The organism is Streptomyces sp. NK08204 (genome assembly GCF_020400585.1).
Taxonomy (GTDB): domain Bacteria; phylum Actinomycetota; class Actinomycetes; order Streptomycetales; family Streptomycetaceae; genus Streptomyces.
The window spans coordinates 46,478-69,041 of record NZ_JAINVF010000002.1 but is presented as its reverse complement, the minus strand read 5'-3'; the positions used below and the strand labels follow the sequence as shown (position 1 = coordinate 69,041).

Below are 22,564 nucleotides of genomic sequence, written 5' to 3'. Positions count from 1 at the left end.
CCGCCGGGCGAGCCGGACGGCTCGCCCCCCTGACCGGGCCCCGGAACCTCTGCGCCGGTTCCGGGGCCCTGTGCATGCGCTGCGCCTCCTAGCGGGCTTCCGCCTGCTTCGCCGCCGCGTCGATCGCCGCGAGCGACCGGCGCACCTGGTTGCGGTCCGTCGTGTACCAGAAGTCGGGCAGCGACGCCTTCAGATAGCCGCCGTAGCGCGCGGTGGCCAGCCGCTGATCCAGTACGGCGACCACTCCTCGGTCCCCCGACGCCCGCACCAGACGGCCGGCTCCCTGGGCCATGAGCAGGGCCGCGTGGGTTGCCGCCACCGCCATGAAGCCGTTGCCGCCTGCTTCCTCCACCGCCTTCTGGCGCGCGCTCATCAGTGGATCGTCGGGACGCGGGAACGGGATCTTGTCCATGACGACCAGCTGGCAGCTGGGACCCGGGACGTCTACGCCCTGCCACAGCGACAGGGTGCCGAACAGGCACGTCCTGGGATCGGCCGCGAAGTTCTTGATCAGTTCGCCGAGCGTCTCCTCCCCCTGGAGCAGGATCGGGAACTCGGGGATCCGGGAGCGCAGTTCCTCCGCGGCGAGCTGGGCGGCCCGCATGGACGAGAACAGGCCGAGGGTACGGCCGCCGGCCGCCTGGATCAGCTCGGTCAGCTCGTCGAGCATGTCGGCTCGCTCGCCGTCCCGTGCGGGGCGCGCCAGATGCTTGGCGACGTACAGGATGCCCTGCTTGGGGTAGTCGAAGGGCGAGCCGACGTCGACGCCCTTCCATTTCGGCAGGTCCTCCCCCTCCGCTCCTTCGGGGCCGAGCCCCAGGGAGGCGCCGACGCCGTTGAAGTCGCCGCCCAGCTTGAGGGTCGCGGAGGCGAGGACGACGGACCGGTCCGCGAAGAGCTTCTCCCTGAGCAGCCCGGCCACCGACATGGGGGCGATGCGCAGCGAGGCGCCGAACCGGTCGTGGCGCTCGTACCAGACGACGTCCCACTCCGAGCCGTTCAGGATCCGCTCCGCCACCTCGTGCACCGTCTCCACCGAGGCCAGCGCCTGCTTGCGGACCGCGTCCTCGTCCTGCACGGATTTGTCACGGGTCGCGCCGAGCGCGGTGATCACCGTACGGGCGGCGTCCCGCAGCGCCATCAGGGCGTAGCCGAGGTCTTCCGGGATCTCTTCCAGGCGACCCGGCAGGGCCAGCTCCATCAGCCGTTCGAAGCCCTCGGCAGCGGTCTGGAGCTGGTCGGCGGCCTTCTCGTCCACGAGCTTCGCGGCGCGTCGCACCGCGCGGTTGACCTGGCCGGGAGTGAGTTCCCCGGTGGCGACGCCGGTGACCCGCGAGACGAGTTCGTGCGCCTCGTCCACGATCAGCACCTCGTGCTGCGGCAGCACCGGGGCACCTTCGATGGCGTCGATGGCCAGCAGGGCGTGGTTGGTGACGACGACCTCGGCGAGCTTGGCCCGCTCGCGCGCCATCTCCGCGAAGCACTCGGCGCCGTACGCGCACTTCGACGCGCCCAGGCACTCCCGGGACGACACCGACACCTGCGCCCAGGCACGGTCCGAGACTCCGGGGGTCAGGTCGTCGCGGTCACCGGTCTCCGTCTCGTCCGCCCAGTCCCGCATGCGCAGCAGATCCTGACCGAGCCTGCTCGTGGGGGCGGCGGCCTCGAACTGGTCGAAGAGACCGTCCTCCTCGTCCTGCGGCATGCCTTCGTGCAGGCGGTGCAGACACAGATAGTTCGACCTGCCCTTGAGCATCGCGAACTCCGGGCGGCGGCGCAGCAGCGGATGCAGGGCGTCGACCGTGCGCGGCAGGTCGCGCTCCACGAGCTGGCGCTGCAGGGCGAGCGTGGCCGTCGCGACCACCACAGGCTCTCCGTGCGCGAGCGCGGGCACGAGATAGCCCAGCGACTTTCCGGTGCCGGTGCCGGCCTGGACCAGCAGGTGGGATCCGTCGTCGATCGCCTCGGCGACGGATTCGGCCATGGTCACCTGGCCGGGGCGCTCCGTACCGCCGACGGCTGCGACGGCGGCATGCAGGAGTTCGGAGAGGGAGGGCTTCGTCATAGCCCGACCACCCTACGACCCGGGACTGACAAACGGGCGACCAAGGCGGGGACAGGGGGTGGGGTCACTGCCGGAACTCCTGGGGCGGGACGGGTGGAGAAACTCGATCGGGTTTTTCGGTGCCGACGGGAACACCAGCGATCCATCGTTCGTATCTCACTGTGAACAGGGAATCACTCGGCGCTACGACACATCACGCAGGACTCGGTCCCGGATCATGAGGGCGGCCCGCTTGCCGGGAAGGTCCACCTCGGCCGTGAACCGAAAGCCGGCGTTCAGGAACGCGGCCACGGAGGGGGTGTTGCGAAGATCAGGCTCGGCGACGACGCGTGAGGCGGGGCGCCGGGCAAGGACGAGGTCGGCCACGGCCCTGAGCAGGGCGGAGCCCAGCCCCCGCCCGCGGTCCGCGGCAGTGCCGATGAGGAGGTGGATTCCGGTGTCGTGCAGACGGGCCGGATAGTGGCGGGCCAACGGGTCCAGGTTTGCCTGGTAGATCTCCCAGTAGCTCATCGGGGTGTCGTCCAGGACACCGAGGCACGGCATGCTGCGCCCGTCACCGTCGAGTTGAGTCCGCAGATGGTCCTCTGTCCGGCCCTGGGGCCCGGCCAGCTCCCAGTACGCGGCGACGGCGGGGTCGTTCATCCACCGGTGGATGAGTGGCAGGTCACGCGCGACGGACACGGGCACCAGCTCGAAGGAGCCGACGGGCGTGGCGGAGGGCCCCCAGGCAGGCACGGTGCGCTCCTCTCGGGGATCGCTCAGAGTTCGGCTCAGGGATCGGCTCAGGGATGTGTCAAGGGATTCGGTCAGCGAAGAAGGGGGTTGGCGATGGTGACGTAGACGGACTGTGTGGCGACCGGGCCGACGAGTTCGTCCAGGCCGTGCAGCCGGGTCAGCATGTTGGCCTTGCAGCGCAGGTCGGGTGAGTCGAGCAGCAGGCCGGGCAGGGAGGTGCGCAGTGCCTCGGGTCCCGAGACCACATCGGTGAGAAAGCGGCGGAAGGCGGCGAGGAGCAGCCGCTCGTCGGCGAGACGCTGGGATCCGAACGCGCCGATCAGGCCCAGCACGTTGTTGATGGCGAGGTAGTACGTGAAGCGTTCGTCGATGACCTCGTCGGAGACGAAGGTGTCGCTGCGCTCGCCGATGCCGGGCAGCCGGGCGTCGAGTTCGTCCCGCCGGGATTCGCGGAAGTAGTAGCCCTGGTTGTCACGGTAGCGGCCGGCGACGGGCCAGCCGTCGCCGTCCAGCAGGACCAGCGTGTTCTGCTGGTGGGCCTCCAGGGCGACACCGGCCTCGCCGTCCAGCCACAGCACCGGTCGGACGACCTGCTGGAGGTAGCGCAGGAACCACTCGGCGGCGACAGCGGTGACGGGGCGGCCGGTGTGGGCGGCGAGGCGTTCGACGAGCTGGGCGAGACGGGACTTGGTCTGCCAGGTGTCCTCATGGGTCCGGGGGCCTGGCACAGGGCGGGGCGAGACCAGCCCGGCGACACAGCTCACGTCGTCGGCCGGGGCGAACGGGTTGTGCCGGATCACCACGTCGAGTCCGAGCGCGGGCCGGCCGTCCGGGGTGTCCACGGCGAGCCAGGCCGGGTCGCGGACGATGTCGAAGCGGGGGTGTACGGCCTGCCACTGCTCGGACAGGCCCGCGCGCAGCAGCCGGTGGACCTCGACTCCGCGGTGGAGTTCCTTGCGCAGGTTCTCCCGGCGGGAGTTGGTGATGCGCAGCCCCAGCGACAGTTTGAGCATCGCGGGGGCGCCGGATCGCTGGACGGTTCGTACGGAGGAGGTGGGGTGCCAGCGAGTGCCGAGGGGGCCGAGGTCACGCAGGAGTCCGGAGTCGAGCAGGGCGGCGACGGCTTCGCGGTGCCGGACGTCACGCGCCTGCCAGGGGTGCAGTGGCAGGGCCACGTATCCGTCGGGCAGCGGCAGTTCGGTTTCGGCGAGCTGCCGGGTGAGGTGGGCGGCGGGCACCGGACGGCCGCGCTCGGTCCAGGCCGAGTCGGTCGCGAGCACAGAGGGGGCGACAGCCAGCCAGTGCAGGGGAAAGGAGCCGCGCAACTCCGGTGAGCAGAGCCGGGCTTCGGCATCGGTCAGACCCTCGCGGCTCTTCGGGGTCGGGTGCAGCGGGTGGCCGAGCAGGAGGGCCTGCTCGGCGCTGAGGAAGAGGTCGGGACCGTCGGCAGGGTGCGCCCGCCGGTCGCGGAGGAAGGTCACGGTGCGCCGGAGGGAGTCGGCGACTCGGGCCACGAGGTCGCCGCCGTCGCCCGCGGAGGTGGCCTGCGGGGCGCTGGTGGTGCCGTCCGGGTTGCCGGGCCTCTCCCTGGCGAGCAGGGCGGCGAGGGTGACGGCGTCGACGGGCGGTGCGGCTTCGGGGGCGTCGGCGAGGCGCACCGGGCCGAAGCGGTGCCAGCCGGTCGGGGACCAGGTGCGGACCGGTGCGATCAAGGAGGTGCCGCTGGCGGGCAGCGGGATGCGGAGGGCGCCGGAGTCGGGCGCGGGAAGGTTCGTCTCGCGCGCCCAGCAGCGCAGGAGGTTCTCCACGGCGGCGGCCTGGGCCGCGGTGTGGGGGTCGGGGTGCTCCAGGGGGTCGGGGCCGGGATCTGCGGGGCGCGCGGTGGCGGGATCGCGTCGCTTCTGCTGCGGCAGCGACTCGGCGACCGGCACGGGAGCGGCTGAACCGGCGGGGTCTGTCGGCCCGTCGGGCGCCCCGGAACGGCCCTCGGGTGCGGGGGTGGCGGTCAAAGCGGCTCCTCGGGTGGTGGTGCGAGAGGCAAGGAGGTGTGGTGGAGACGGGGCACGGTTGCGGTCAGCCGGTGCTTACGGCAGGGCCATGGTGTCGGCGGCGCTGCAGGGCGTGGTCCTGCCGTGGTCTGCGGTCCTCGGCGTTGCGGGACACCGCTGCGATGGCGTCGGTCAGACGGTCCAGTACCGCCTCCGCCTGTTCGTCGCTGATCGTGAGCGGGGGCAGCAGGCGGATGACGCCGGCGTGGCGGCCACCGAGTTCCACGATCAGACCGCGCTCCAGACACTCCCGCTGCACGGCCGCGGCGAGTTCGGGCGCGGCGGGACGTGGGACGCGGGTGAGCGCCCGTCCGGATGCGGCGAGGAAGGGTTCACCGGGGCAGGCGCCTTCGCCCGGTGCGGCTTGCGCCCCTCCCCGCCCAGCCTGCGCTTCAGGCCCTTCCGGTCCTGGCTCCTGCAGTCCTTCCGACCCTTGCAGTCCTTCGGGCTGCACCAGTTCGACCCCGATCATCAGCCCGCGCCCCCGCACGCCCCCCACGCAGGAGAACTCCTCCGTGATGCCGCGGAGCCGGGACAGCATGCGGGAGCCGAGGTCGGCGGCTCGTGCAGCGAGGCCCTGCTCACGGACGTAGGCCAGGGTGGCGGTGCCGGCGGCCATGGCGAGCTGGTTGCCTCGGAAGGTGCCCTCCTGGGTGCCGGGCGGCGCGATGTCGAGATCGTCGCGGTAGACCATCACGGCGAGCGGAAGGCTGCCGCCGATGGCCTTGGAGAGAACCATGACGTCGGGGGTGATTCCGCTGTGGTCGACGGCCCAGAAGGCGCCGGTGCGGCCGACGCCGGTCTGGATCTCGTCGACGACGAGCGGGATGGACCGGTCGGCCGTGAGCCGCCGCATGCGGCGCAGCCAGTCGTCCGGCGCGGGAATCACGCCGCCCTCACCCTGGACGGGCTCGAGGATCAGCCCGGCCGGCAGCGGTACACCGGACTTCGGGTCGTCCAGGAGGGACTCGGCCCAGCGGGCGGCACGTTCGGCGTCGGCCGGGCCGTCCACGCCGAAGGGGCAGCGGTAGGCCTGCGGATACGGCAGCCGGACGACCTGTGCGTCACGGGCGCCGTCGGCGGTGACGCCGCGGTAGGCGCTGGTGAAGGCGAGGAGGCCGGTGCGCCCGGTGGCAACCCGCACGAGCCTGAGCGCGGCCTCGACGGCGTCGGTGCCGGCCGGTCCGCAGAACTGGACGCGGGCGCGCTCGGCGAGGCCGGACGGGAGCGTGCGGAACAGCTCGGTGAGGAATGCGTCCTTGACCGGGGTCGCCAGGTCGAGGACGGACAGTGGGGCGCCGGAGTCGAGGACCTTGCGGATGGCCTCCAGCACGACCGGGTGGTTGTGGCCCAGGGCGAGGGTGCCGGCGCTGGAGAGGCAGTCCAGGTAGCGGCGGCCGTCGGCGCCCTCGATGGTCAGCCCTCTCGCGCGTACCGGCACGATGGGCAGGGCCCGGGCGTAGGTGCGCGCGGCCGACTCGCGCGCCGACTGGCGCCTCAGAATCCCCTCGTGCACGGCACGCGCTCCTCGGTACGCGCCTTCGGCCACCGATTCGGTCATGGCCACGGCTCGCTGTCCTCCCTGCTGTCCAGAGGCGAGTTGATCCGTGGGGACCGGGACACGGGCAGCAGGCCCCCCACCGCTACCAACAGCGGACCGCCGACCGGGTTACGGGTTGCCTCCAGATCCTTGAAGGGATCCCGGATCGGGTGATCTTTCCCGTGGCGGACGCGTGAAGACGGGAACCTGCTGGTAGCAACCTGCATGGCTTTGGCCCGATTCGGGCCGGGAGCCGGTTTCCGGATCGGGAAGGTGAGCGTCATGCGGGTGTTCGTGGCGGGTGGGACCGGGGTCTTGGGGCGGCGGCTGGTGCCTCAGCTCGTGGCCCGGGGCCACCAGGTGACGGCGACGACGACGAGTGCGGCCAAGCTGGGCCTGCTCGAAGAGCTGGGCGCCGAGGGCGTCGTCATGGACGGCCTGGACGCGGCCTCGGTCGACGAGGCGGTGGGGAAGGCCCGGCCGGACACGATCGTGCACCAGATGACCGCGATCTCCGCCAATCCGGACATGAAGTACATCGACCAGTGGTTCGCCCTCACCAACAGGCTGCGCACCGAGGGGACGGATCATCTGCTGGCCGCTGCCGAGGCGAACGGCGTGTCCCACATCGTCGCGCAGAGTTACGGCAGTTGGAACGGCATCCGCGAGGGCGGATGGGTGAAGACCGAGGAGGATCCGCTCCCCCTGGAGAAGGGGACGAGGATGGAGACGGTGACACAGGCCATTCACCACGTCGAGGAGGTCGTCCTCAAGGCCGACGGTGCGGTCCTGCGCTACGGCGGGCTCTACGGTCCAGGCGCCACCGACGACCAGGTCGAACTCGTGCGCAGGCGGCAGTTCCCGCTCGTCGGGCGCGGCACCGGCTACTCCTCGTGGGTGCATCTGGACGACGCGGCGGGCGCGACGGTCCTGGCCGTGGAGCAGAAGGCCAGGGGCGTGTTCAACATCGTCGACGACGAACCCGCCCCGGCCAGTGAGTGGCTGCCCCATCTGGCCGCGTGCGCGGGGGCGAAGCGGCCGATGCGGATCCCGGTCTGGCTGGCCCGGCTGCTGGCCGGGGACACGGCCGTGATCATGATGACCGAGGGCCGCGGCTTCTCCAACGCCAAGGCCAAGCGGGAACTCGGCTGGGAGCTGCGCTATCCGTCGTGGCGGCAGGGTTTCCAGGAGAGTTTCGGCTGACGCGCGCCGAGGAGTTGGCGAGCCGAGGAGATGGCGGAGGGACACATCGCGGAGGCCACGGGCGAGGAGCGAGAAGAGATATCAGAACCGGGAGATCAGGACCGGGAGTGCTCACGGGGGGATCACAGGTGGAAAAGATCACGGCAGGGAAGCCGAGACGTACGTGAGCCTGCTCAGAGCGCCAGGCCGGCCGGACCGCGCTCCCGTGCCGCCGCCGGCGCCCGGGCGACGGTCTCCAGCAGGCCCTCCTCCTGGCCGCGGTCGGCCCAGTCGAGCATCACCCGGGTGAGACCACCGAGGATCGCGCCGACCACGACCCGCAACTCCAGGCCGTCCGCCGACCGGCCGGTCCGCTCCGCGAGCGCATGGCAGACCGGCTCGACGTTCCGGTCCATGCTCCGGTGCAGCTGCGCCCGCAGCGCTGGCACTCGCTGATGAGCCTCATCCGCAGCAGCAGCTTCGCGATCGGCTTCTGGCACAGCCCGCGCACCGCTCGGACGACCGCCTCGCGCACGGCGACCATCGGCGGCTCCCCGGTGCGGCGGTCCCGGACTGCCTGGGCCGGCACCGGGACGTACGCGGCCTCGAGGACGATGTCCTCCTTGGTGGCGACGTACCCGAACACCGTGCTCGGGGAGACCTCCGCGCCCGCAGCGATCTGCTCGACGGTGGTTTCGTAGCCCTGTTCCTCGAGGAGCCGGAAGGCCGACGCGCGGATGGTCCGTTGGGTGCGCACCTTCCTGCGCTCACGCAGGCTCAGAGCCGCCGTCGGCGGCGGATGGTGTGGTGCGGACGGTTCCGCAAGGGGCATGGCCGCCGGTGTCGTGCGCGGTGGTCCATGGGGTCGGCCGACTCCACGGCGTCACCGTCGCCAGGTCAGACGGCTGTAGCCGAACCGTTGCCGTTCCATCGGAACTCCCCCACGGCGAGCGCATAGTGTGTGATGCCGTTCCCGAACGGGAGTGGGACCGGCATGAACTCTCCAGGGGTCCAACGCCGGTGACCCATGCCCAGCGCCAAGTTTCCTTCATAGCAGGGGGAGTCAACACCATGCGATCCATACGACCGTCGTTCACCGTTCGCCGAGGGAGGGGCGCGTCTCGCAGGACCTCCCCCGCGCTGGCGGCGGTCGCCCTCGCCTCGGCGCTGGCGCTGACCGCCACCGCCTGCAACGGCGACGACAACGCCGACGGCAAGCCGGCGGCCTCCGCGACGGCGGCCGGCTCGAGCGACGGCAAGTTCAAGATCCCGGACGACCTCCGGCAGCGGCTCAAGGAGCACGGGATCGACATCGACAAGTGGAAGAACGGCGCCTGGAAGAACTGGAACCAGAAGGACTGGCTGCGCGAGGCCAACGACTTCATCAACCCGATCATCAAGGGCTTGTGGGACCCGGACCGGATGCGGCACGCCAACGACCCGGACAAGGGCGTCGACGACAACGACATCTCCGGTGACCAGGGCGTGACGGACCCGACTCCGGCGGTGGTGCAGGCGAAGGCGGTCCAGCCGCCGTACCACACCAGCGCGGCCACCTCGGGCAAGCTGTTCTTCGACTCCCCCGAGGGCACGATGGTGTGCTCGGCGACGGTCGTCGAGGACCCGGCGCACCCGGGCAAGTCCAACCTCATCTGGACGGCGGGCCACTGCGTGCACGCCGGCAAGAAGGGCGGCTGGTACCGCAACCTCGCCTTCGTGCCGTCGTACAACAACGCGGCGAAGTCGGCCGATGATCTGCAGCACGCCACCCGGTCCGAGATCGCCCCGTACGGCGTCTGGTGGGCCGACGCGGCGAAGACGTCCCAGCAGTGGATCGACCAGGGCGGCGAGACCGGCGGGAACGGGGCGTCGTACGACTACGCCGTGATTCACGTGACGCCGGAGCAGGGTCACGCCGGCAAGTCGCTGGAGGAGACGGTCGGCGGCGCGCTGCCGGTGAACTTCGACGCCCCGGCCGTGCCGAAGGTGCAGAGCATCACGGCGAGCGGGTACCCGGCGGCACCGCCGTACGACGGTCAGCTGCTGTACCAGTGCCAGGACAAGCCGGGCCGGCTGTCCATCGACGCCTCGGCCCCGACGATGTACCGCATCGGGTGCACCATGACCGGCGGTTCCTCCGGCGGCGGCTGGGTGGAGACGGGCTCGGACGGCAAGCCGGCTCTGGTGTCCAACACCTCCATCGGACCGGTGACTTCGGGCTGGCTGGCCGGTCCCCGGCTCGGCACGGTGGCCAAGGCCGTGTACCTGTCGGTGAGTAAGAAGTTCGCCGGGCAGTAGACCGCGACGGCCATACCATCACCGCACGGCCGACTCCATGCACAACGGGTCACGGGCGGTGGCCGGGCGTCTCACGGGAGCCTTCTTCCGTCTCGCCACCGTCCGTCCCCGGCCCCGGGCAGCGCGGGGTGCCGATCCCACAGGCCGAAGGCCCACCCCTTGCGAAAGGGGCGGGCCTTCGGCCTGTTCTCTGAGGGGGCTCAGGCGAGCTGTGCCGGAACGTACGGTGCCAGGTCGGCCGCCAGTTCCTCGTGCACCCGGACCTTGAGCAGGGTGCCCTCCGCGGTGTGCTCCTCGGAGATCACCTCGCCTTCGGTGTGGGCGCGGGCGACCAGCTTGCCGTGCGTGTACGGCACGAGTGCCTCGATCTCGACCGCCGGCCGCGGCAGCTCGTTGTCGATGAGCGCGAGCAGTTCGTCGATGCCCTGGCCGGTGCGGGCCGAGACCGCGATGGAGCGCTTCTCGGTGCGCAGCAGCCGCTGGAGGACCAGCGGGTCCGCCGCGTCCGCCTTGTTGATCACGACAATCTCGGGTACGTCGGTGGCGCCGACGTCCCGGATGACCTCGCGCACGGCGGCCAGCTGCTCCTCCGGCACCGGGTGCGAGCCGTCCACCACGTGCAGGATCAGGTCGGAGTCGCCGACCTCCTCCATGGTGGAGCGGAACGCCTCGACCAGGTGGTGCGGCAGGTGCCGCACGAAGCCCACGGTGTCGGCCAGCGTGTACAGCCGGCCGCTCGGGGTCTGCGCGCGCCGTACGGTCGGGTCGAGGGTCGCGAACAGGGCGTTCTCGACCAGCACGCCCGCGCCCGTGAGGCGGTTGAGCAGGGAGGACTTGCCGGCGTTGGTGTAGCCGGCGATGGCGACGGACGGCACCTTGTGGCGTCGGCGCTCCTGGCGCTTGACCTCGCGGCCGGTCTTCATCTCCGCGATCTCCCGGCGCATCTTCGCCATCTTCTCGCGGATCCGGCGCCGGTCCGTCTCGATCTTGGTCTCACCGGGGCCACGCGTGGCGAGGCCGCCGCGACCGCCACCCATCTGCCGGGACAGCGACTGACCCCAGCCGCGCAGCCGCGGCAGCATGTACTGCATCTGGGCGAGCGCGACCTGTGCCTTGCCCTCGCGGGACTTGGCGTGCTGGGCGAAGATGTCGAGGATCAGGGCCGTACGGTCGATGACCTTGACCTTGACGACGTCCTCGAGCTGGATCAGCTGGCCGGGGCTCAGCTCACCGTCGCAGATGACGGTGTCCGCGCCCGTCTCGAGGACGATGTCCCGCAGTTCGACCGCCTTGCCGGAGCCGATATAGGTGGCCGCGTCGGGCTTGTCGCGGCGCTGGATGACGCCGTCGAGCACGAGGGCGCCCGCGGTCTCCGCGAGAGCGGCCAGTTCCGCGAGGGAGTTGTCGGCGTCCTGTGCGGTGCCGGAGGTCCACACGCCGACGAGGACGACCCGCTCCAGGCGGAGCTGTCGGTACTCGACCTCGGTGACGTCCTCCAGCTCCGTGGAGAGTCCGGCCACGCGGCGCAGGGCCGCGCGCTCGGAGCGGTCGAACTGGTCGCCGTCCCGCTCGCCGTCGATCTCGTAGCTCCAGGCGACGTCCTCTTCCATCAGGGCATCGGCCCGAAGACCCTCGGGATAGGCGTGCGCGAGGCGCTTGGTGTCCTGGGAAGGGGAAGAAGAGGAGGTCATTGGATCCTTACGTCGATGAATGAGCCTTGCGGTCCTTGAGGGGATCGCTCGTGATGTGCAACGCACGAACGGACCGGGAGATTCCCGGGCGCCGTGCCGTGCCGTGCCGTCCCGCGCCGCGCCGACCCGAAGATGGTCGCACGGCACGGCCCGCCTCGTCACCGCCTTATTCCCGTTCCTGGCCCGGCTCCGTCACCGTGCGTGATGGGACGCGTGCCTGGTCTTCCACTCCGGGTGGCCGGGCATCGGCGGTGTCTTCTCGCCGTACAGCCAGCCCTTGAAGAAGCCGGTCAGGTCGCGCCCGGCGACGGCCGAGGCGAGGCGGACGTAGTCGGCGGTGCCGGCCGTGGAGTCCCGGTGTTCCTGGATCCAGATCCGCTCCAGGCGCTCGAACTTCTCCCGGCCGATCTCCTGGCGCAGGGCGTACAGCGCGAGCGCGGCGCCGTCGTAGACGTTGGGGCGGAAGATCCCGATCTTCCGGCCGGGTGCCGGCGGCTTGGGCAGGGCGGGCGGCCCACCGTCCTCGCGCCAGCGGTCGGAGGCGCTGTAGGCGGCCTTCATCCGGTCCTCCATGGGCTTGTGCGCCTTCTCCTGCGCGTACAGCTCCTCGTACCAGGTGGCGTGCCCTTCGTTCAGCCACACATCGGACCAGGTGCGCGGGCTGACGCTGTCGCCGAACCACTGGTGGGACAGCTCGTGCACCATGATCGACTCGATGTACCACTTGGGGTAGGCGGGCTCGGTGAACAGATCCTTCTCGAAGAGCGAGAGGGTCTGTGTCTCCAGTTCGAATCCGGTCTCCGCCTGGGCGATGAGCAGGCCGTACGTCTCGAACGGGTAGGGCCCGATCTTGCTCTCCAGCCAGGCGATCTGGTCGGGCGTCCTGGCGAGCCAGGGTTCGAGCGCCCTGCGGTCGGAGCTGGGTACGACGTCACGGACGGGGAGTCCGTGCGGTCCGGTGCGGTGCAGGACGGCGGAGCGGCCGATGGACACCTGGGCGAGTTCGGTGGCCATGGGGTGCTGGGTGCGGTAGGTCCACGTGGTGGTGCGGCCGACCCGTTCCGCGCCCGAGGGCAGTCCGTTGGCGACGACGGCGTAGTCGTTCGGGGCGGTGATCCGGAAGGTGAACCTCGCCTTGTCGGACGGGTGGTCGTTGCAGGGGAAGACCAGGTGGGCGGCGTCGGCCTGGTTGGCCATCGCGAGCCCGTCGGAGGTGCGCACCCAGCCGCCGTCCTGACCCTTGGCGGGTACGGGGTCACTGGTGTGCCGGACCGTGATCCGGTTCCAGCTGCCCGGGGGCAGTGGGTGGTCCGGCGTGACGACGAGATCGTCACCGGCACGGGCGAAGTCCGCGGGGTGCCCGTCGACCTCGACGGACTCGACGGTGCCGTGCGCGAAGTCGAGGTTGAGGCGGTCAAGTTCGGTGGTGGTCCAGGCGTCGATGGTGGTGACGGCTTGCAGCGGTTTGTCGTTGGAGCCGGAATAGGTGAAGGACAGGTCGTACGACGCCACGTCGTATCCCGGGTTGCCCAGGTACGGGTACAGCCGGTCGCCGACACCCAGGGGCTCGGCCGGGGCACCGGCGGCGAGGAGGCAGAGGGAGACGGCGGAGGCGAGCAGGGCCGCCTTCCGGTGCCGGAGGAGCCTTGGCCTTGGCCGGGGGCGCGAGTTGAGCAGCATGCACCACCGCTACCAGCGCACCCGCGCCGCCCGGCGACGGCGCGCGCCCGGCCCACCCGAACGGGTTGGCCCGGGGGGCCTTCTGGGCATGGCGGGCCTGGTGTGCAGGGCCTTTCAGGAGGCCGGCGTCTGGTGCTGGGCGCGGCTCACGTCGTAGACGCCGGGCACGTCGCGCATGGCGCGCATGAGTGCCGGCAGGTGGGCCGCATCGGGGAGCTGGAGGGTGTAGGTGTGGCGGACCCGTTGCTGGGTGGGCGGTTCGACGGTGGCGGAGACGATGTCGACGCCCGCGAGGGCGATCGCCTCGGTGAGGTCGGCGAGCAGGTGGGGCCGGCCGAACGATTCAGCGACGAGCGTGACCCGGCACTCGGTGGTGTCCCCCCAGCGCACGCCGATCTCCGCACGCCCCCGCTCTTTCATGTGCGCCACCGCCGCGCACTCCACGCGGTGCACGGCGACCGCTCCCCCGCGCACGGCGAAGCCGGTGATGGCGTCGGGCGGTACCGGCGTACAGCACCCGGCGAGCCGCACGGTGGCCCCGGGCCGGTCCACCAGGACGTCGGCGCCCCTCGGGCGGGGTGCGGGGGCACCCTCGGCGGGCCGGGCGGCGGGGCCCTGCGCGGGTTCGAGGCGGGTGCCGCTCGTCGCCGCCGTCCCGTGGGCCGCACCGGCGGAGGTCTCCCCGTTCGCCTCCTCCGCGCCGGCGAAGGGGTGTGCGGCCAGCCAGCGCTGGATGGCGATACGGGCGGCCGGGGTGTGGGCGTGCTCCAGCCACTCGCGGGAGGGCTCGGAGGCCGGGTCCTGGCCCATGAGGAGTTGGACGGTGTCGCCGTCCCGCAGGACGGTGCTGAGGGTGGCCAGGCGGCCGTTGACGCTCGCGCCGATGCAGGCGTGCGCGTCGTCGCCGTACTGCGCATAGGCGGCGTCGACGCAGGTGGCGCCCTCGGGCAGGCCCAGGGTGCCGCCGTCGGGGCGGAAGACGGTGATCTCGCGGTCCTGGGCGAGGTCCGCGCGCAGGGTGGACCAGAAGGTGTCGGGGTCGGGGGCCGCCCGCTGCCATTCGAGCAGCCGGGAGAGCCAGCCGGGGCGGGTCGGGTCGGCGCGCTCGCCGTCGGCCAGGTCGTCGGAGGCGGGGGCGTAGGGATTGCCGAGCGCGATGACGCCGGCTTCGGCGGCCCTGTGCATCTGGTGGGTGCGGATGAGGACTTCGGCCACCTGCCCGTCCTTGCGGGCGACGGCGGTGTGCAGCGACTGGTAGAGGTTGAACTTCGGTACGGCGATGAAGTCCTTGAACTCCGAGACCACCGGCGTCATACAGGTGTGCAGTTCGCCGAGCACGCCGTAGCAGTCGGCGTCCTCGTTCACGAGTACCAGCAGCCGGCCGAAGTCGGCGCCGCGCAGTTGTCCGCGTTTGCGGGCCACGCGGTGGACGGAGACGAAGTGCCGTGGCCGGATGAGGACTTCGGCCGGGATATCGGCCTCGCGCAGCACACCGCGGACCTCGTCGGCGATCTCGGCGAGGGGGTCGTCGGGGCGGGCGGCGTTCTCGGCGATGAGTGCCCGCGTGTGCTCGTACTCCTCGGGGTGGAGGATGGCGAAGACGAGATCCTCGAGTTCGGTCTTCAGGGCCTGTACGCCGAGGCGTTCGGCGAGCGGGATGAGGACGTCGCGGGTGACCTTGGCGATCCGGGCCTGTTTCTCGGGGCGCATCACGCCGAGGGTGCGCATGTTGTGCAGGCGGTCGGCGAGTTTGATCGACATCACGCGCACGTCGTTGCCCGTGGCGACGAGCATCTTGCGGAAGGTCTCGGGCTCGGCAGCGGCTCCGTAGTCCACCTTCTCCAGCTTCGTGACGCCGTCGACCAGGTAACGGACCTCCTCGCCGAACTGCTCCCCCACCTGATCGAGCGTCACATCGGTGTCCTCGACGGTGTCGTGGAGCAGCGACGCGGTCAAGGTGGTGGTCTCCGCGCCGAGTTCGGCGAGGATGAGGGTGACGGCGAGGGGGTGGGTGATGTACGGCTCGCCGCTCTTGCGCATCTGGCCGCGGTGCGAGGACTCCGCGAGGACGTAGGCGCGGCGCAGGGGTTCGAGGTTCGCGTCGGGGTGGTGGGCCCGGTGCGCGTCCACGACATGGCTGATCGCGTCCGGCAGCCTGCCGCGGGCGGCGGGGCCCAGCAGCGCGGCCCGGCCCAGCCGGCGCAGGTCGATACGCGGCCGGGACTTCCTGCGGACGGCCGTCGGCGCCGCGGAAGCCGGGGGCGCGGTGGCCGCTGCGGAAGCTGACGCTGTGGGCCCTGTGGCCGTCTTGGGCGCTGCAGCCGCGGTGGGCGCTACCGGGCCAGGGGTCGCAGGGTTCGTGGCCTCCGCACTCATGGGCACCTCCGGCTCGTGGACCGGCGGACGGGGCTCCAGGGCACACGCGGCTCAGGGATGGCGACGTTCCCCCGTCCGTGCCGGTGCTTGATGCTACCGAGCCCACCACGTGCGACTGACCGCCTCCCGCCGAGCGTGAAACGGATCACCCATTCGAGCGATGGTGACAAGGTGCAAGGTTTGCGCCACGTGGCCTGGACTCGCCCGGACGCGCGGGGCCGTCGCGGCGCGCTCCTGCCGGGTCAGCGGACCGCGGCTGCCAGCCACTCGCCGTCGATCTCGCCCTCGGCGACGAGCACGGCGGGTCCGGTCATCTCGATCTCGCCGTCGGGGCGTTCGGTGATGACGAGGCGTCCGCCGGGCACGTCCACGGTGTACGTCACCGGGGTGCCGGTGACGGCCGGGTCGGCGCCGTCGCGGCGGGCGGTGGCCACGGCGACGGCGCACGCGCCCGTGCCGCACGAGCGGGTCTCGCCGGAGCCGCGCTCATGCACGCGCAAGGCCACGTGGCGTGGGCCGCGGTCCACGACGAACTCGACGTTGACACCTTCCGGGTAGGACGTCGCCGGGCTGACGGGCGGCGGGGCGTAGAGGTCGCCGGCATGGGCGAGGTCGTCCACGAAGGCGACGGCGTGCGGGTTGCCCATGTTCACGTTGCGCGCGGGCCAACTGCGCTCGCCGACGCTCACCGTGACGTCCCCTTCGGGGAGGCGGGCACGGCCCATGCCGACGGTGATGTCGCCGTCCTTGGCGATGTGGACGGTCTTCACGCCCCCGCGCGTGGCGATCGCGGTGTCCCCTTCGCTCACATGCCCGGCGTGCTGGAGGTAGCGAGCGAACACGCGTACGCCGTTGCCGCACATCTCCGCGACCGAGCCGTCGCCGTTGCGGTAGTCCATGAACCACTCCGCCTCGGCGGCCATCTCCCGGGCCTCCGGGTGCGCGGCGGACCGCACCACGTGCAGCACGCCGTCGGCGCCGATGCCGGCCCGGCGGTCGCACAGGGCGGCGACGGCGGCCGGGCTCAGGTCAAGGGCGTTCTCGGGGTCCGGGACGATCACGAAGTCGTTCTCGGTGCCGTGACCCTTGAGGAAGGCGATCCGCGTGCTCATGCCTCGATCGTACGGGGTCGCTGCGACACGCTCTGCGTCCGGCTGCGTCCGGCCGTGCCGCTGCCCGGCCCCGCGCCGCTCTCCTCGCCCCACCCGGCGCCGTCAGCGCAGCCGGGCCACCCGCCACACGGCGAGGACGACCGCCACGGCGACGAGCAGCACATAGGCGAGGACGACCCGCCAGTCGGCCCGGCGTCCGGAGCCGCGCGGGGGCAGCCCCGGCCAGGTGTAGCCCACCCGGCGGGCGGCCATCATGCCCCAGCCCGCGGCGCAGGAACAGATCAGCAGGCCCAGCATGGCGATGACCGCGCCGCTGTCGCCGAAGTCGAAGGCGAGTGGGAAGGCGAACATCAGGGAGCCGACGGCAGCCAGTCCCACGATCGGCGCGAGCTGCCAGATGCGCAGCCGCCGCTGCGGACGCAGCTCGACCTCGACCTCCGGTCCGCCCGCGTACATCTCCTCGGGCTCGGGCCCGTCGGCGGTCACGCCGCCCGGCGTCTCGTCCGGCCCGTCGTCGGCCAGCCGGTCCTCCAGGCGCTCCTCGGCCTGGCCGCCCAGCTCGTCACTGTCCGTGCCGACAGGACCGTCGGCAGTGACGGGCTCGGTGCTCTGTGCGGTGTCGCGAGGGCCGGCCTCCATCGCCACGCGCCCTCCCAACTAGGACTCCACTTGGTCGATCGAAGCTCGATGATGGCACGCCGCCGATGGCCGCGATGACCCGCGGCGCATCCCGATGCCATCACGTGATCAGGCTGTAACCGGTCGTTCGACCAACGCCAGAGCCAGCCGCGGAAGTTCCCCGCGGTCCGCCTGTGCCCCACTCAGCCAGTGCACCCGGGGATCACGTCTGAACCATGAGTCCTGGCGGCGCGCGAAGCGCTTGGTGGCGCGTACGGTCTCGTCCCGGGCTTCCGCTTCGGTGCACTCACCGGCGAGCGCCGCAAGCACCTGCTGGTAGCCCAGCGCGCGCGACGCCGTGCGCCCCTCGCGCAGCCCCTGCGCCTCCAGCGCGCGCACCTCGTCCACGAGCCCGGCCTCCCACATCCGGTCGACGCGCCTCGCGATGCGCTCGTCCAGCTCCGGACGGGCCACGTCGACGCCGATCTGGACGGTGTCGTACACGGAGTCGTGGCCGGGCAGATTGGCGGTGAAAGGCTGGCCGGTGATCTCGATCACCTCCAGGGCCCGGACGATACGGCGGCCGTTGCTGGGCAGGATCGCGCGGCCGGCCTCGGGGTCGGCGGCGGCCAGCCGGGCGTGCAGGGCGCCCGGGCCGCGCAGCACCAGCTCGCCCTCCAGCCGGGCCCTGACCTCCGGGTCGGTGCCGGGGAACTCCAGGTTGTCCACCGCACCGCGGACGTACAGACCGGAACCGCCGACCAGGATCGGCCAGCGGCCCTCGGCCAGCAGCGCATCGATCCGTGCGCGGGCCAGCTTCTGGTACTCGGCGACCGAGGCGGCGACCGTCACGTCCCAGATGTCCAGCAGGTGGTGCGGGACGCCGCCGCGCTCCTCGGGCGTCAACTTGGCGGTGCCGATGTCCATCCCACGGTAGAGCTGCATGGAGTCGGCGTTGACGACCTCACCGCCGAGCCGCTGGGCCAGGAAGACGCCGAGATCGGACTTTCCGGCCGCGGTGGGTCCGACGACGGCGATGACGCGGGGGGCGGGGGCTGCGCTGCTCATCCCACCAGTCTCGCAAACCTCCGGGCGGGGCCTCGAACGAGTCAGGTGCCAGGGGACCGGTCCCGGGTCGTCGCCCGGGGCGAGGTGCGGCCCGCCGGACCGCCGGAGACGGTGACCCGGTGCGGCGCAACCCGACGCACCGGGTGACGCGGGATTTCGCCCGCACGAGTACCGTATGGAGTGGATATGGGCGTTATTGCACGGCTCCTCGGCAGGTCGGGGACGGTTCGGGAGGCATCGCCCGCCGAGGCTCAGGCCGGCCCCGAGCCCGGGAGCGGCCGAGTCGGCGGACACGGCAGCGGAGGCGGAGGCGACGGACCCGGTCCAGGAGGCGCGCGAAGGCGTGGTGACGGATCCGGACACCTCCGTCGGCGCGGCCGACGGTGCCGGCATTTCCGCAGTCCGCCACGGAGGCCGCCGACAGCGAGACCGGCGAGGGCGCCCGCACGCAACTGTCCCGTGAGGGAAGGTGGACCATGGGTATGTTCGAGAATGTGAAGGCCAAGCTCGCCCCCGCCAAGGACAAGGTGTCGGACCTCGCGCGACAGCACGGGGACAAGGTGCAGCACGGCATCGACAGGGCCGCGAAGGTCGTCGACGACCGGACCAAGCACAAGTACAGCGACAAGATCCAGGCGGGCACGGGCAAGGCCAGGGAGGCGATGGACCGCCTGGCGCACATGCAGAGCCCGGAGCGCGGCGGCCCGACGCACCCGGAAGGCCCGCCTCCGGCTTCCTGACCGTCCTGGGCTGCCGGACGGCACACGGATCGGCGGACGGCCGAGAGCGACAGTGCTCCCGGCCGTCCGCCGTTCGGATCACGTTTCCACCGGCGCCGACGCCTGCGTACGACGGCGTACGACGGCGTACGGCCGTAGCGTACGACGTCGTACGCTACGGCCGCCCGCGGCCGGCCGTGTTCACCGCTAGGACCAGGTGGCGACGAGATAGCCCACGCCGTACGGGGCGTCGTCGTAGAGGAGGCTGCCGCCGAGGCCGGCTCCCTCCGCGGCGCCCGCGAGGATCTGCCAGGGCGCTCGTCCGGAGGCCTTCAGCTCGTACGCCAGCTCGGCGTCCAGCGCCCGGACGGCCGCCAGGTCCGCCGCGCCCAACGCGCGCGCGGCCTCCGCGTCGAAGGGGGCGGCCCGCTCGTCCAGGTAGCCCGGTGCCTTGAGCGTGCGGCACGCGCTGGCGTCTCCCATCACCAGCAGCGCCACCCGGTCCGCCCGCGCGGCGATGTCCCGCCCGGTTTCGGCACACCGCTCGGGGGCCAGCGCCTCCCCGACACCGAGCCCCTCGACCGGCGCGTCCGCCCAGCCGGTCCACTGCAGCAGCCAGGCGGCGACGGCCAGCGACGGGGGCAGCTCGCGCTCGGGGACGGTGCCCGTGGCGGGCCCCAGCCGTACGTCCAGGTCGACGCCGAAGCCCCGGAAGGATCCCGGGGCGCCCTGCGGGTGCGGTCCGCGCCCGCTCTCTTCGGCAGGCCCGACGACCACGAGCCTGCCGGGACGGGCGGCGGCGAGCACTCCGAGGGCGTCCACACAGGCCGCGCGTGCGGCATCCATCTCGGGTGCGGCACCCGCGGCGACCTCGGGCACGAGCAGCGGCGGGCAGGGGCAGACAGCGGCGGCGACAAGCATGATCGGCAGGGTAACGCCGTACGACGCCCTGCCGTCACCCCACGCCGAACGTCATGCGGCCTGCGGGGGCTCCCCGCGGGGGCCGCTAGTCGCAGCCGCAGCCGCTCGCGGCGGCAGGCCGCGACTCGGGCACGCCGATCGTCGGCAGGCCGAGCATGACCCCCGCCGGCTTGGCCGCGGCCTCGGCCTGGCGCTTCTCCCAGGCATCCCCCGCACGCGTGCGGCGCACGTCGAGGACCGGGCCCTCGGCGAGGAGATGGTGCGGGGCGGCGTACGTCACCTCGACGGTGACCACGTCGCCGGGCCGGACGTGCTGGTCCGGCTTGGTGAAGTGGACGAGCCGGTTGTCGGGGGCGCGCCCGGACAGCCGGTGCGTGGCGTCGTCCTTGCGACCCTCTCCTTCGGCGACCATCAGCTCCAGCGTGCGGCCGACCTGCTTCTTGTTCTCGTCCCAGGAGATCTCCTCCTGGAGGGCGACGAGCCGCTCGTAGCGCGCCTGGACGACCTTCTTGGGGATCTGGTTGTCCATCGTCGCGGCCGGGGTGCCGGGCCGCTTGGAGTACTGGAAGGTGAACGCCTGCGCGAACCGCGCCTCGCGCACCACGTGCAGCGTCTGCTCGAAGTCCTCCTCGGTCTCGCCGGGGAAGCCCACGATGATGTCGGTGGTGATCGCGGCGTGCGGGATGGCGGCCCGCACCTTCTCGATGATCCCGAGGTAACGGTCCTGCCGGTAGGAGCGGCGCATCGCCTTCAGGACGGTGTCCGAACCGGACTGGAGCGGCATGTGCAGCTGCGGCATGACGTTCGGCGTCTCGGCCATGGCGGCGATGACGTCATCGGTGAAGTCGCGCGGGTGCGGGGAGGTGAACCTGACCCGCTCCAGGCCCTCGATGTTCCCGCAGGCGCGCAGCAGCTTGCTGAAGGCCTCGCGGTCGCCGATGTCGGAGCCGTACGCGTTCACGTTCTGCCCGAGCAGGGTGATCTCGGAGACGCCCTCGGCGACCAGGGCCTCGACCTCGGCGAGGATGTCCCCCGGCCGTCGGTCCTTCTCCTTGCCACGCAGGGCCGGGACGATACAGAAGGTGCAGGTGTTGTTGCAGCCGACGGAGATCGACACCCACGCCGCGTACGCGCTCTCGCGCCGCGTCGGCAGCGTGGAGGGAAACTCCTCCAGCGACTCGGCGATCTCGACCTGCGCCTCCTCCTGGACGCGGGCGCGCTCCAGCAGGACCGGCAGCTTGCCGATGTTGTGCGTGCCGAAGACGACGTCCACCCAGGGCGCCTTCTTCACGATGGTGTCGCGGTCCTTCTGCGCGAGACAGCCACCGACCGCGATCTGCATGCCCGGCCGGCTCGCCTTCTTCGGCGCGAGGTGGCCGAGGTTGCCGTACAGCCGGTTGTCGGCGTTCTCCCGCACGGCGCAGGTGTTGAAGACGACGACGTCGGCGTCCCCGTCCGACCCCTCGGGCGCCCGCACGTACCCGGCATCTTCCAGCAGCCCGGCCAATCGCTCGGAATCGTGAACGTTCATCTGGCACCCGTAGGTGCGCACCTCATATGTTCGCTGGACGTCCACGGGCTGGCTCCGGTCGATGCTGCTCATGCCATAAGGGTAGGGGGTGTGCCGGGCGGCCTTCGCCTCCGTCGCCGCAACGCAAGATCCGGTCCACCGGGAGCCGGCCGGGGCGAATCCTTTTGGGGCTTCCCCGCCTCTTATCCGTGCACCGGCCGCTTGAGCCGGCGGATACCAGGAGGAATCCCATGATCATTGGCGCCGTGGTGATCGGCGTGCTGCTGGTGAGCGCGTGCAGCGTGCACCTGATGAGGCGCAGGAGGAGCCGTGGCTGACGAGCCGTACTGACGAGTGACGTCACGCACGATGCCATCCGGATACGAGGAGGACACATGACGCGACGCTTCCCCTGGCCGGACGAGCGGCTGATCAAGGCTGCCCAGGACGGCGATCTCGCTTCACTCACGGCCGTCGTCATGGAATCACAGCCTCATGTGCGCAAGTTCGCCATATCGCTGTGCGCTTCACCGCAGGACGCGGAGGACGCGGCGCAGGAGGCGCTGATCATCCTCTACCGGAAGATCGGCACCCTGCGCGCCACGGGCGCGCTCGCCTCATGGATGTTCCGGATCGTGCGCAACGAATGCCTCCGGCAGGTGCGGCTGCTCGTCTCGCGGAGCGACGAGGCCGCGGCCGAACCGGAGGCAGGTGTGGAGCAGTCCGCCGAGGAAGCGGTGCTGCGCAGGATGCAGGCGGAGCGGATCGCGGCCGCGGTCAGCGCCCTTGCCCGTGACCAGCGGCAGGTCCTGATCATGCGGGACGTCCAGGGCCTGCCCGGCAATGTCGTCGCCCGGTCACTCGGTCTGAGCAACGCCGCGATGAAGTCGCGGCTGCACAGGGCCCGCGCGGCACTGCGTCACTCGCTGGCAGTGACCGATCAACCATCTGATGGCACAGGGGATCAATCAGTCAAAGGAGCGTGACGACCGTGAACACCG

The 22,564-nt window shown here is 71.6% G+C and carries 18 protein-coding genes and 1 pseudogene; 5 read left to right on the top strand and 14 right to left on the bottom strand.

Annotation, left to right across the window (positions count from 1 at the left end):
- Positions 1–88 precede the first annotated feature (88 nt).
- The 4 genes from K7G59_RS03470 to K7G59_RS03455 form a co-directional block, all read right to left on the bottom strand.
- Positions 89–2,065 carry an ATP-dependent DNA helicase gene (locus tag K7G59_RS03470; RefSeq protein ID WP_225830317.1) on the bottom strand — a complete coding sequence of 659 codons (1,977 nt, stop codon included), beginning with the start codon at positions 2,063–2,065 and terminating at the stop codon, positions 89–91.
- 183 nt (positions 2,066–2,248) lie between these two features.
- Positions 2,249–2,977 carry a GNAT family N-acetyltransferase gene (locus K7G59_RS03465; protein WP_225830739.1) on the bottom strand — a complete coding sequence of 243 codons (729 nt, stop codon included), beginning with the start codon at positions 2,975–2,977 and terminating at the stop codon, positions 2,249–2,251.
- A complete protein-coding gene (locus tag K7G59_RS03460; RefSeq protein ID WP_225830316.1) occupies positions 2,872–4,809 on the bottom strand; it encodes an IucA/IucC family siderophore biosynthesis protein in 1,938 nt (645 codons plus the stop codon). The genes K7G59_RS03465 and K7G59_RS03460 overlap by 106 nt, the downstream gene beginning before the upstream one ends.
- A gap of 64 nt (positions 4,810–4,873) precedes the next feature.
- Complete coding sequence (locus tag K7G59_RS03455) at positions 4,874–6,409, bottom strand: aminotransferase class III-fold pyridoxal phosphate-dependent enzyme (RefSeq protein WP_225830738.1); 1,536 nt, start codon at positions 6,407–6,409, stop codon at positions 4,874–4,876.
- 261 nt (positions 6,410–6,670) lie between these two features.
- On the opposite strand from K7G59_RS03455, the gene K7G59_RS03450 reads away from it, so the two are divergent.
- A complete protein-coding gene (locus K7G59_RS03450; RefSeq protein ID WP_225830315.1) occupies positions 6,671–7,591 on the top strand; it encodes an NAD(P)-dependent oxidoreductase in 921 nt (306 codons plus the stop codon).
- A gap of 173 nt (positions 7,592–7,764) precedes the next feature.
- Here the strand turns inward: K7G59_RS03450 and K7G59_RS03445 are convergent, their stop codons facing one another.
- Complete coding sequence (locus K7G59_RS03445; RefSeq protein ID WP_263975849.1) at positions 7,765–7,986, bottom strand: hypothetical protein; 222 nt, start codon at positions 7,984–7,986, stop codon at positions 7,765–7,767.
- A 6-nt stretch (positions 7,987–7,992) separates the two neighbouring features.
- Between K7G59_RS03445 and K7G59_RS03440 the strand changes: the two genes are divergently transcribed.
- Positions 7,993–8,271 (top strand): hypothetical protein, encoded by a 279-nt coding sequence (locus tag K7G59_RS03440; RefSeq protein ID WP_225830758.1) that lies wholly within the window; start codon positions 7,993–7,995, stop codon positions 8,269–8,271.
- On the opposite strand, the pseudogene K7G59_RS03435 reads toward K7G59_RS03440, so the two are convergent.
- Positions 8,232–8,402: pseudogene (locus K7G59_RS03435) on the bottom strand (TetR family transcriptional regulator); the annotation flags it as partial. The gene K7G59_RS03440 and the pseudogene K7G59_RS03435 overlap by 40 nt on opposite strands.
- Positions 8,403–8,641: 239 nt before the next feature.
- Here K7G59_RS03435 and K7G59_RS03430 point away from each other — a divergent pair.
- Positions 8,642–9,868 (top strand): serine protease, encoded by a 1,227-nt coding sequence (locus K7G59_RS03430; protein WP_225830313.1) that lies wholly within the window; start codon positions 8,642–8,644, stop codon positions 9,866–9,868.
- A 200-nt stretch (positions 9,869–10,068) separates the two neighbouring features.
- Here the strand turns inward: K7G59_RS03430 and hflX are convergent, their stop codons facing one another.
- The 6 genes from hflX to miaA all read right to left on the bottom strand — a co-directional run bounded on the left by hflX (position 10,069) and on the right by miaA (position 18,413).
- Complete coding sequence (hflX, locus tag K7G59_RS03425; RefSeq protein ID WP_225830312.1) at positions 10,069–11,559, bottom strand: GTPase HflX; 1,491 nt, start codon at positions 11,557–11,559, stop codon at positions 10,069–10,071.
- Positions 11,560–11,751: 192 nt separating this feature from the next.
- Entirely contained in the window at positions 11,752–13,239 is a 1,488-nt protein-coding gene (locus K7G59_RS03420; RefSeq protein ID WP_225830311.1) for a M1 family metallopeptidase, read from the bottom strand.
- A 114-nt stretch (positions 13,240–13,353) separates the two neighbouring features.
- Positions 13,354–15,615, bottom strand: a complete 2,262-nt coding sequence (locus K7G59_RS03415) for a bifunctional (p)ppGpp synthetase/guanosine-3',5'-bis(diphosphate) 3'-pyrophosphohydrolase (RefSeq protein ID WP_225830310.1) — start codon at positions 15,613–15,615, stop codon at positions 13,354–13,356.
- Between the two features lie 242 nt (positions 15,616–15,857).
- Complete coding sequence (gene dapF / locus K7G59_RS03410; RefSeq protein WP_225830309.1) at positions 15,858–16,727, bottom strand: diaminopimelate epimerase; 870 nt, start codon at positions 16,725–16,727, stop codon at positions 15,858–15,860.
- A gap of 102 nt (positions 16,728–16,829) precedes the next feature.
- On the bottom strand, positions 16,830–17,366 hold the full coding sequence (locus tag K7G59_RS03405; RefSeq protein ID WP_225830737.1) for a hypothetical protein: 537 nt from the start codon (positions 17,364–17,366) through the stop codon (positions 16,830–16,832).
- A gap of 108 nt (positions 17,367–17,474) precedes the next feature.
- Positions 17,475–18,413, bottom strand: a complete 939-nt coding sequence (miaA, locus tag K7G59_RS03400; RefSeq protein ID WP_225830308.1) for a tRNA (adenosine(37)-N6)-dimethylallyltransferase MiaA — start codon at positions 18,411–18,413, stop codon at positions 17,475–17,477.
- Positions 18,414–18,889: 476 nt separating this feature from the next.
- Between miaA and K7G59_RS03395 the strand changes: the two genes are divergently transcribed.
- Positions 18,890–19,153, top strand: coding sequence for an antitoxin (locus K7G59_RS03395; RefSeq protein ID WP_225830307.1), 264 nt, complete (start codon positions 18,890–18,892; stop codon positions 19,151–19,153).
- 186 nt (positions 19,154–19,339) lie between these two features.
- Here K7G59_RS03395 and K7G59_RS03390 read toward each other — a convergent pair whose 3' ends face one another.
- Together K7G59_RS03390 and miaB are read right to left on the bottom strand one after the other, a co-directional pair.
- On the bottom strand, positions 19,340–20,053 hold the full coding sequence (locus K7G59_RS03390; RefSeq protein ID WP_225830306.1) for a class III extradiol dioxygenase subunit B-like domain-containing protein: 714 nt from the start codon (positions 20,051–20,053) through the stop codon (positions 19,340–19,342).
- An 85-nt stretch (positions 20,054–20,138) separates the two neighbouring features.
- Entirely contained in the window at positions 20,139–21,656 is a 1,518-nt protein-coding gene (gene miaB, locus K7G59_RS03385; RefSeq protein WP_225830305.1) for a tRNA (N6-isopentenyl adenosine(37)-C2)-methylthiotransferase MiaB, read from the bottom strand.
- A 302-nt stretch (positions 21,657–21,958) separates the two neighbouring features.
- On the opposite strand from miaB, the gene K7G59_RS03380 reads away from it, so the two are divergent.
- Complete coding sequence (locus K7G59_RS03380; RefSeq protein ID WP_225830304.1) at positions 21,959–22,549, top strand: RNA polymerase sigma factor; 591 nt, start codon at positions 21,959–21,961, stop codon at positions 22,547–22,549.
- Positions 22,550–22,564 lie beyond the last annotated feature (15 nt).

Coding starts and splice junctions, on each gene's coding strand:
- K7G59_RS03390 (WP_225830306.1), bottom strand. CDS start 20,053: ATGCTTGTCGCCGCCGCTGTCTGCCCCTGCCCGCCGCTGCTCGTGCCC.
- K7G59_RS03380 (WP_225830304.1), top strand. CDS start 21,959: ATGACGCGACGCTTCCCCTGGCCGGACGAGCGGCTGATCAAGGCTGCC.
- K7G59_RS03455 (WP_225830738.1), bottom strand. CDS start 6,409: ATGACCGAATCGGTGGCCGAAGGCGCGTACCGAGGAGCGCGTGCCGTG.
- miaA (WP_225830308.1), bottom strand. CDS start 18,413: ATGAGCAGCGCAGCCCCCGCCCCCCGCGTCATCGCCGTCGTCGGACCC.
- K7G59_RS03445 (WP_263975849.1), bottom strand. CDS start 7,986: ATGGACCGGAACGTCGAGCCGGTCTGCCATGCGCTCGCGGAGCGGACC.
- dapF (WP_225830309.1), bottom strand. CDS start 16,727: ATGAGCACGCGGATCGCCTTCCTCAAGGGTCACGGCACCGAGAACGAC.
- miaB (WP_225830305.1), bottom strand. CDS start 21,656: ATGAGCAGCATCGACCGGAGCCAGCCCGTGGACGTCCAGCGAACATAT.
- K7G59_RS03395 (WP_225830307.1), top strand. CDS start 18,890: ATGGGTATGTTCGAGAATGTGAAGGCCAAGCTCGCCCCCGCCAAGGAC.
- K7G59_RS03405 (WP_225830737.1), bottom strand. CDS start 17,366: ATGGAGGCCGGCCCTCGCGACACCGCACAGAGCACCGAGCCCGTCACT.
- K7G59_RS03430 (WP_225830313.1), top strand. CDS start 8,642: ATGCGATCCATACGACCGTCGTTCACCGTTCGCCGAGGGAGGGGCGCG.
- K7G59_RS03450 (WP_225830315.1), top strand. CDS start 6,671: ATGCGGGTGTTCGTGGCGGGTGGGACCGGGGTCTTGGGGCGGCGGCTG.
- K7G59_RS03420 (WP_225830311.1), bottom strand. CDS start 13,239: ATGCTGCTCAACTCGCGCCCCCGGCCAAGGCCAAGGCTCCTCCGGCAC.
- hflX (WP_225830312.1), bottom strand. CDS start 11,559: ATGACCTCCTCTTCTTCCCCTTCCCAGGACACCAAGCGCCTCGCGCAC.
- K7G59_RS03415 (WP_225830310.1), bottom strand. CDS start 15,615: ATGAGTGCGGAGGCCACGAACCCTGCGACCCCTGGCCCGGTAGCGCCC.
- K7G59_RS03470 (WP_225830317.1), bottom strand. CDS start 2,065: ATGACGAAGCCCTCCCTCTCCGAACTCCTGCATGCCGCCGTCGCAGCC.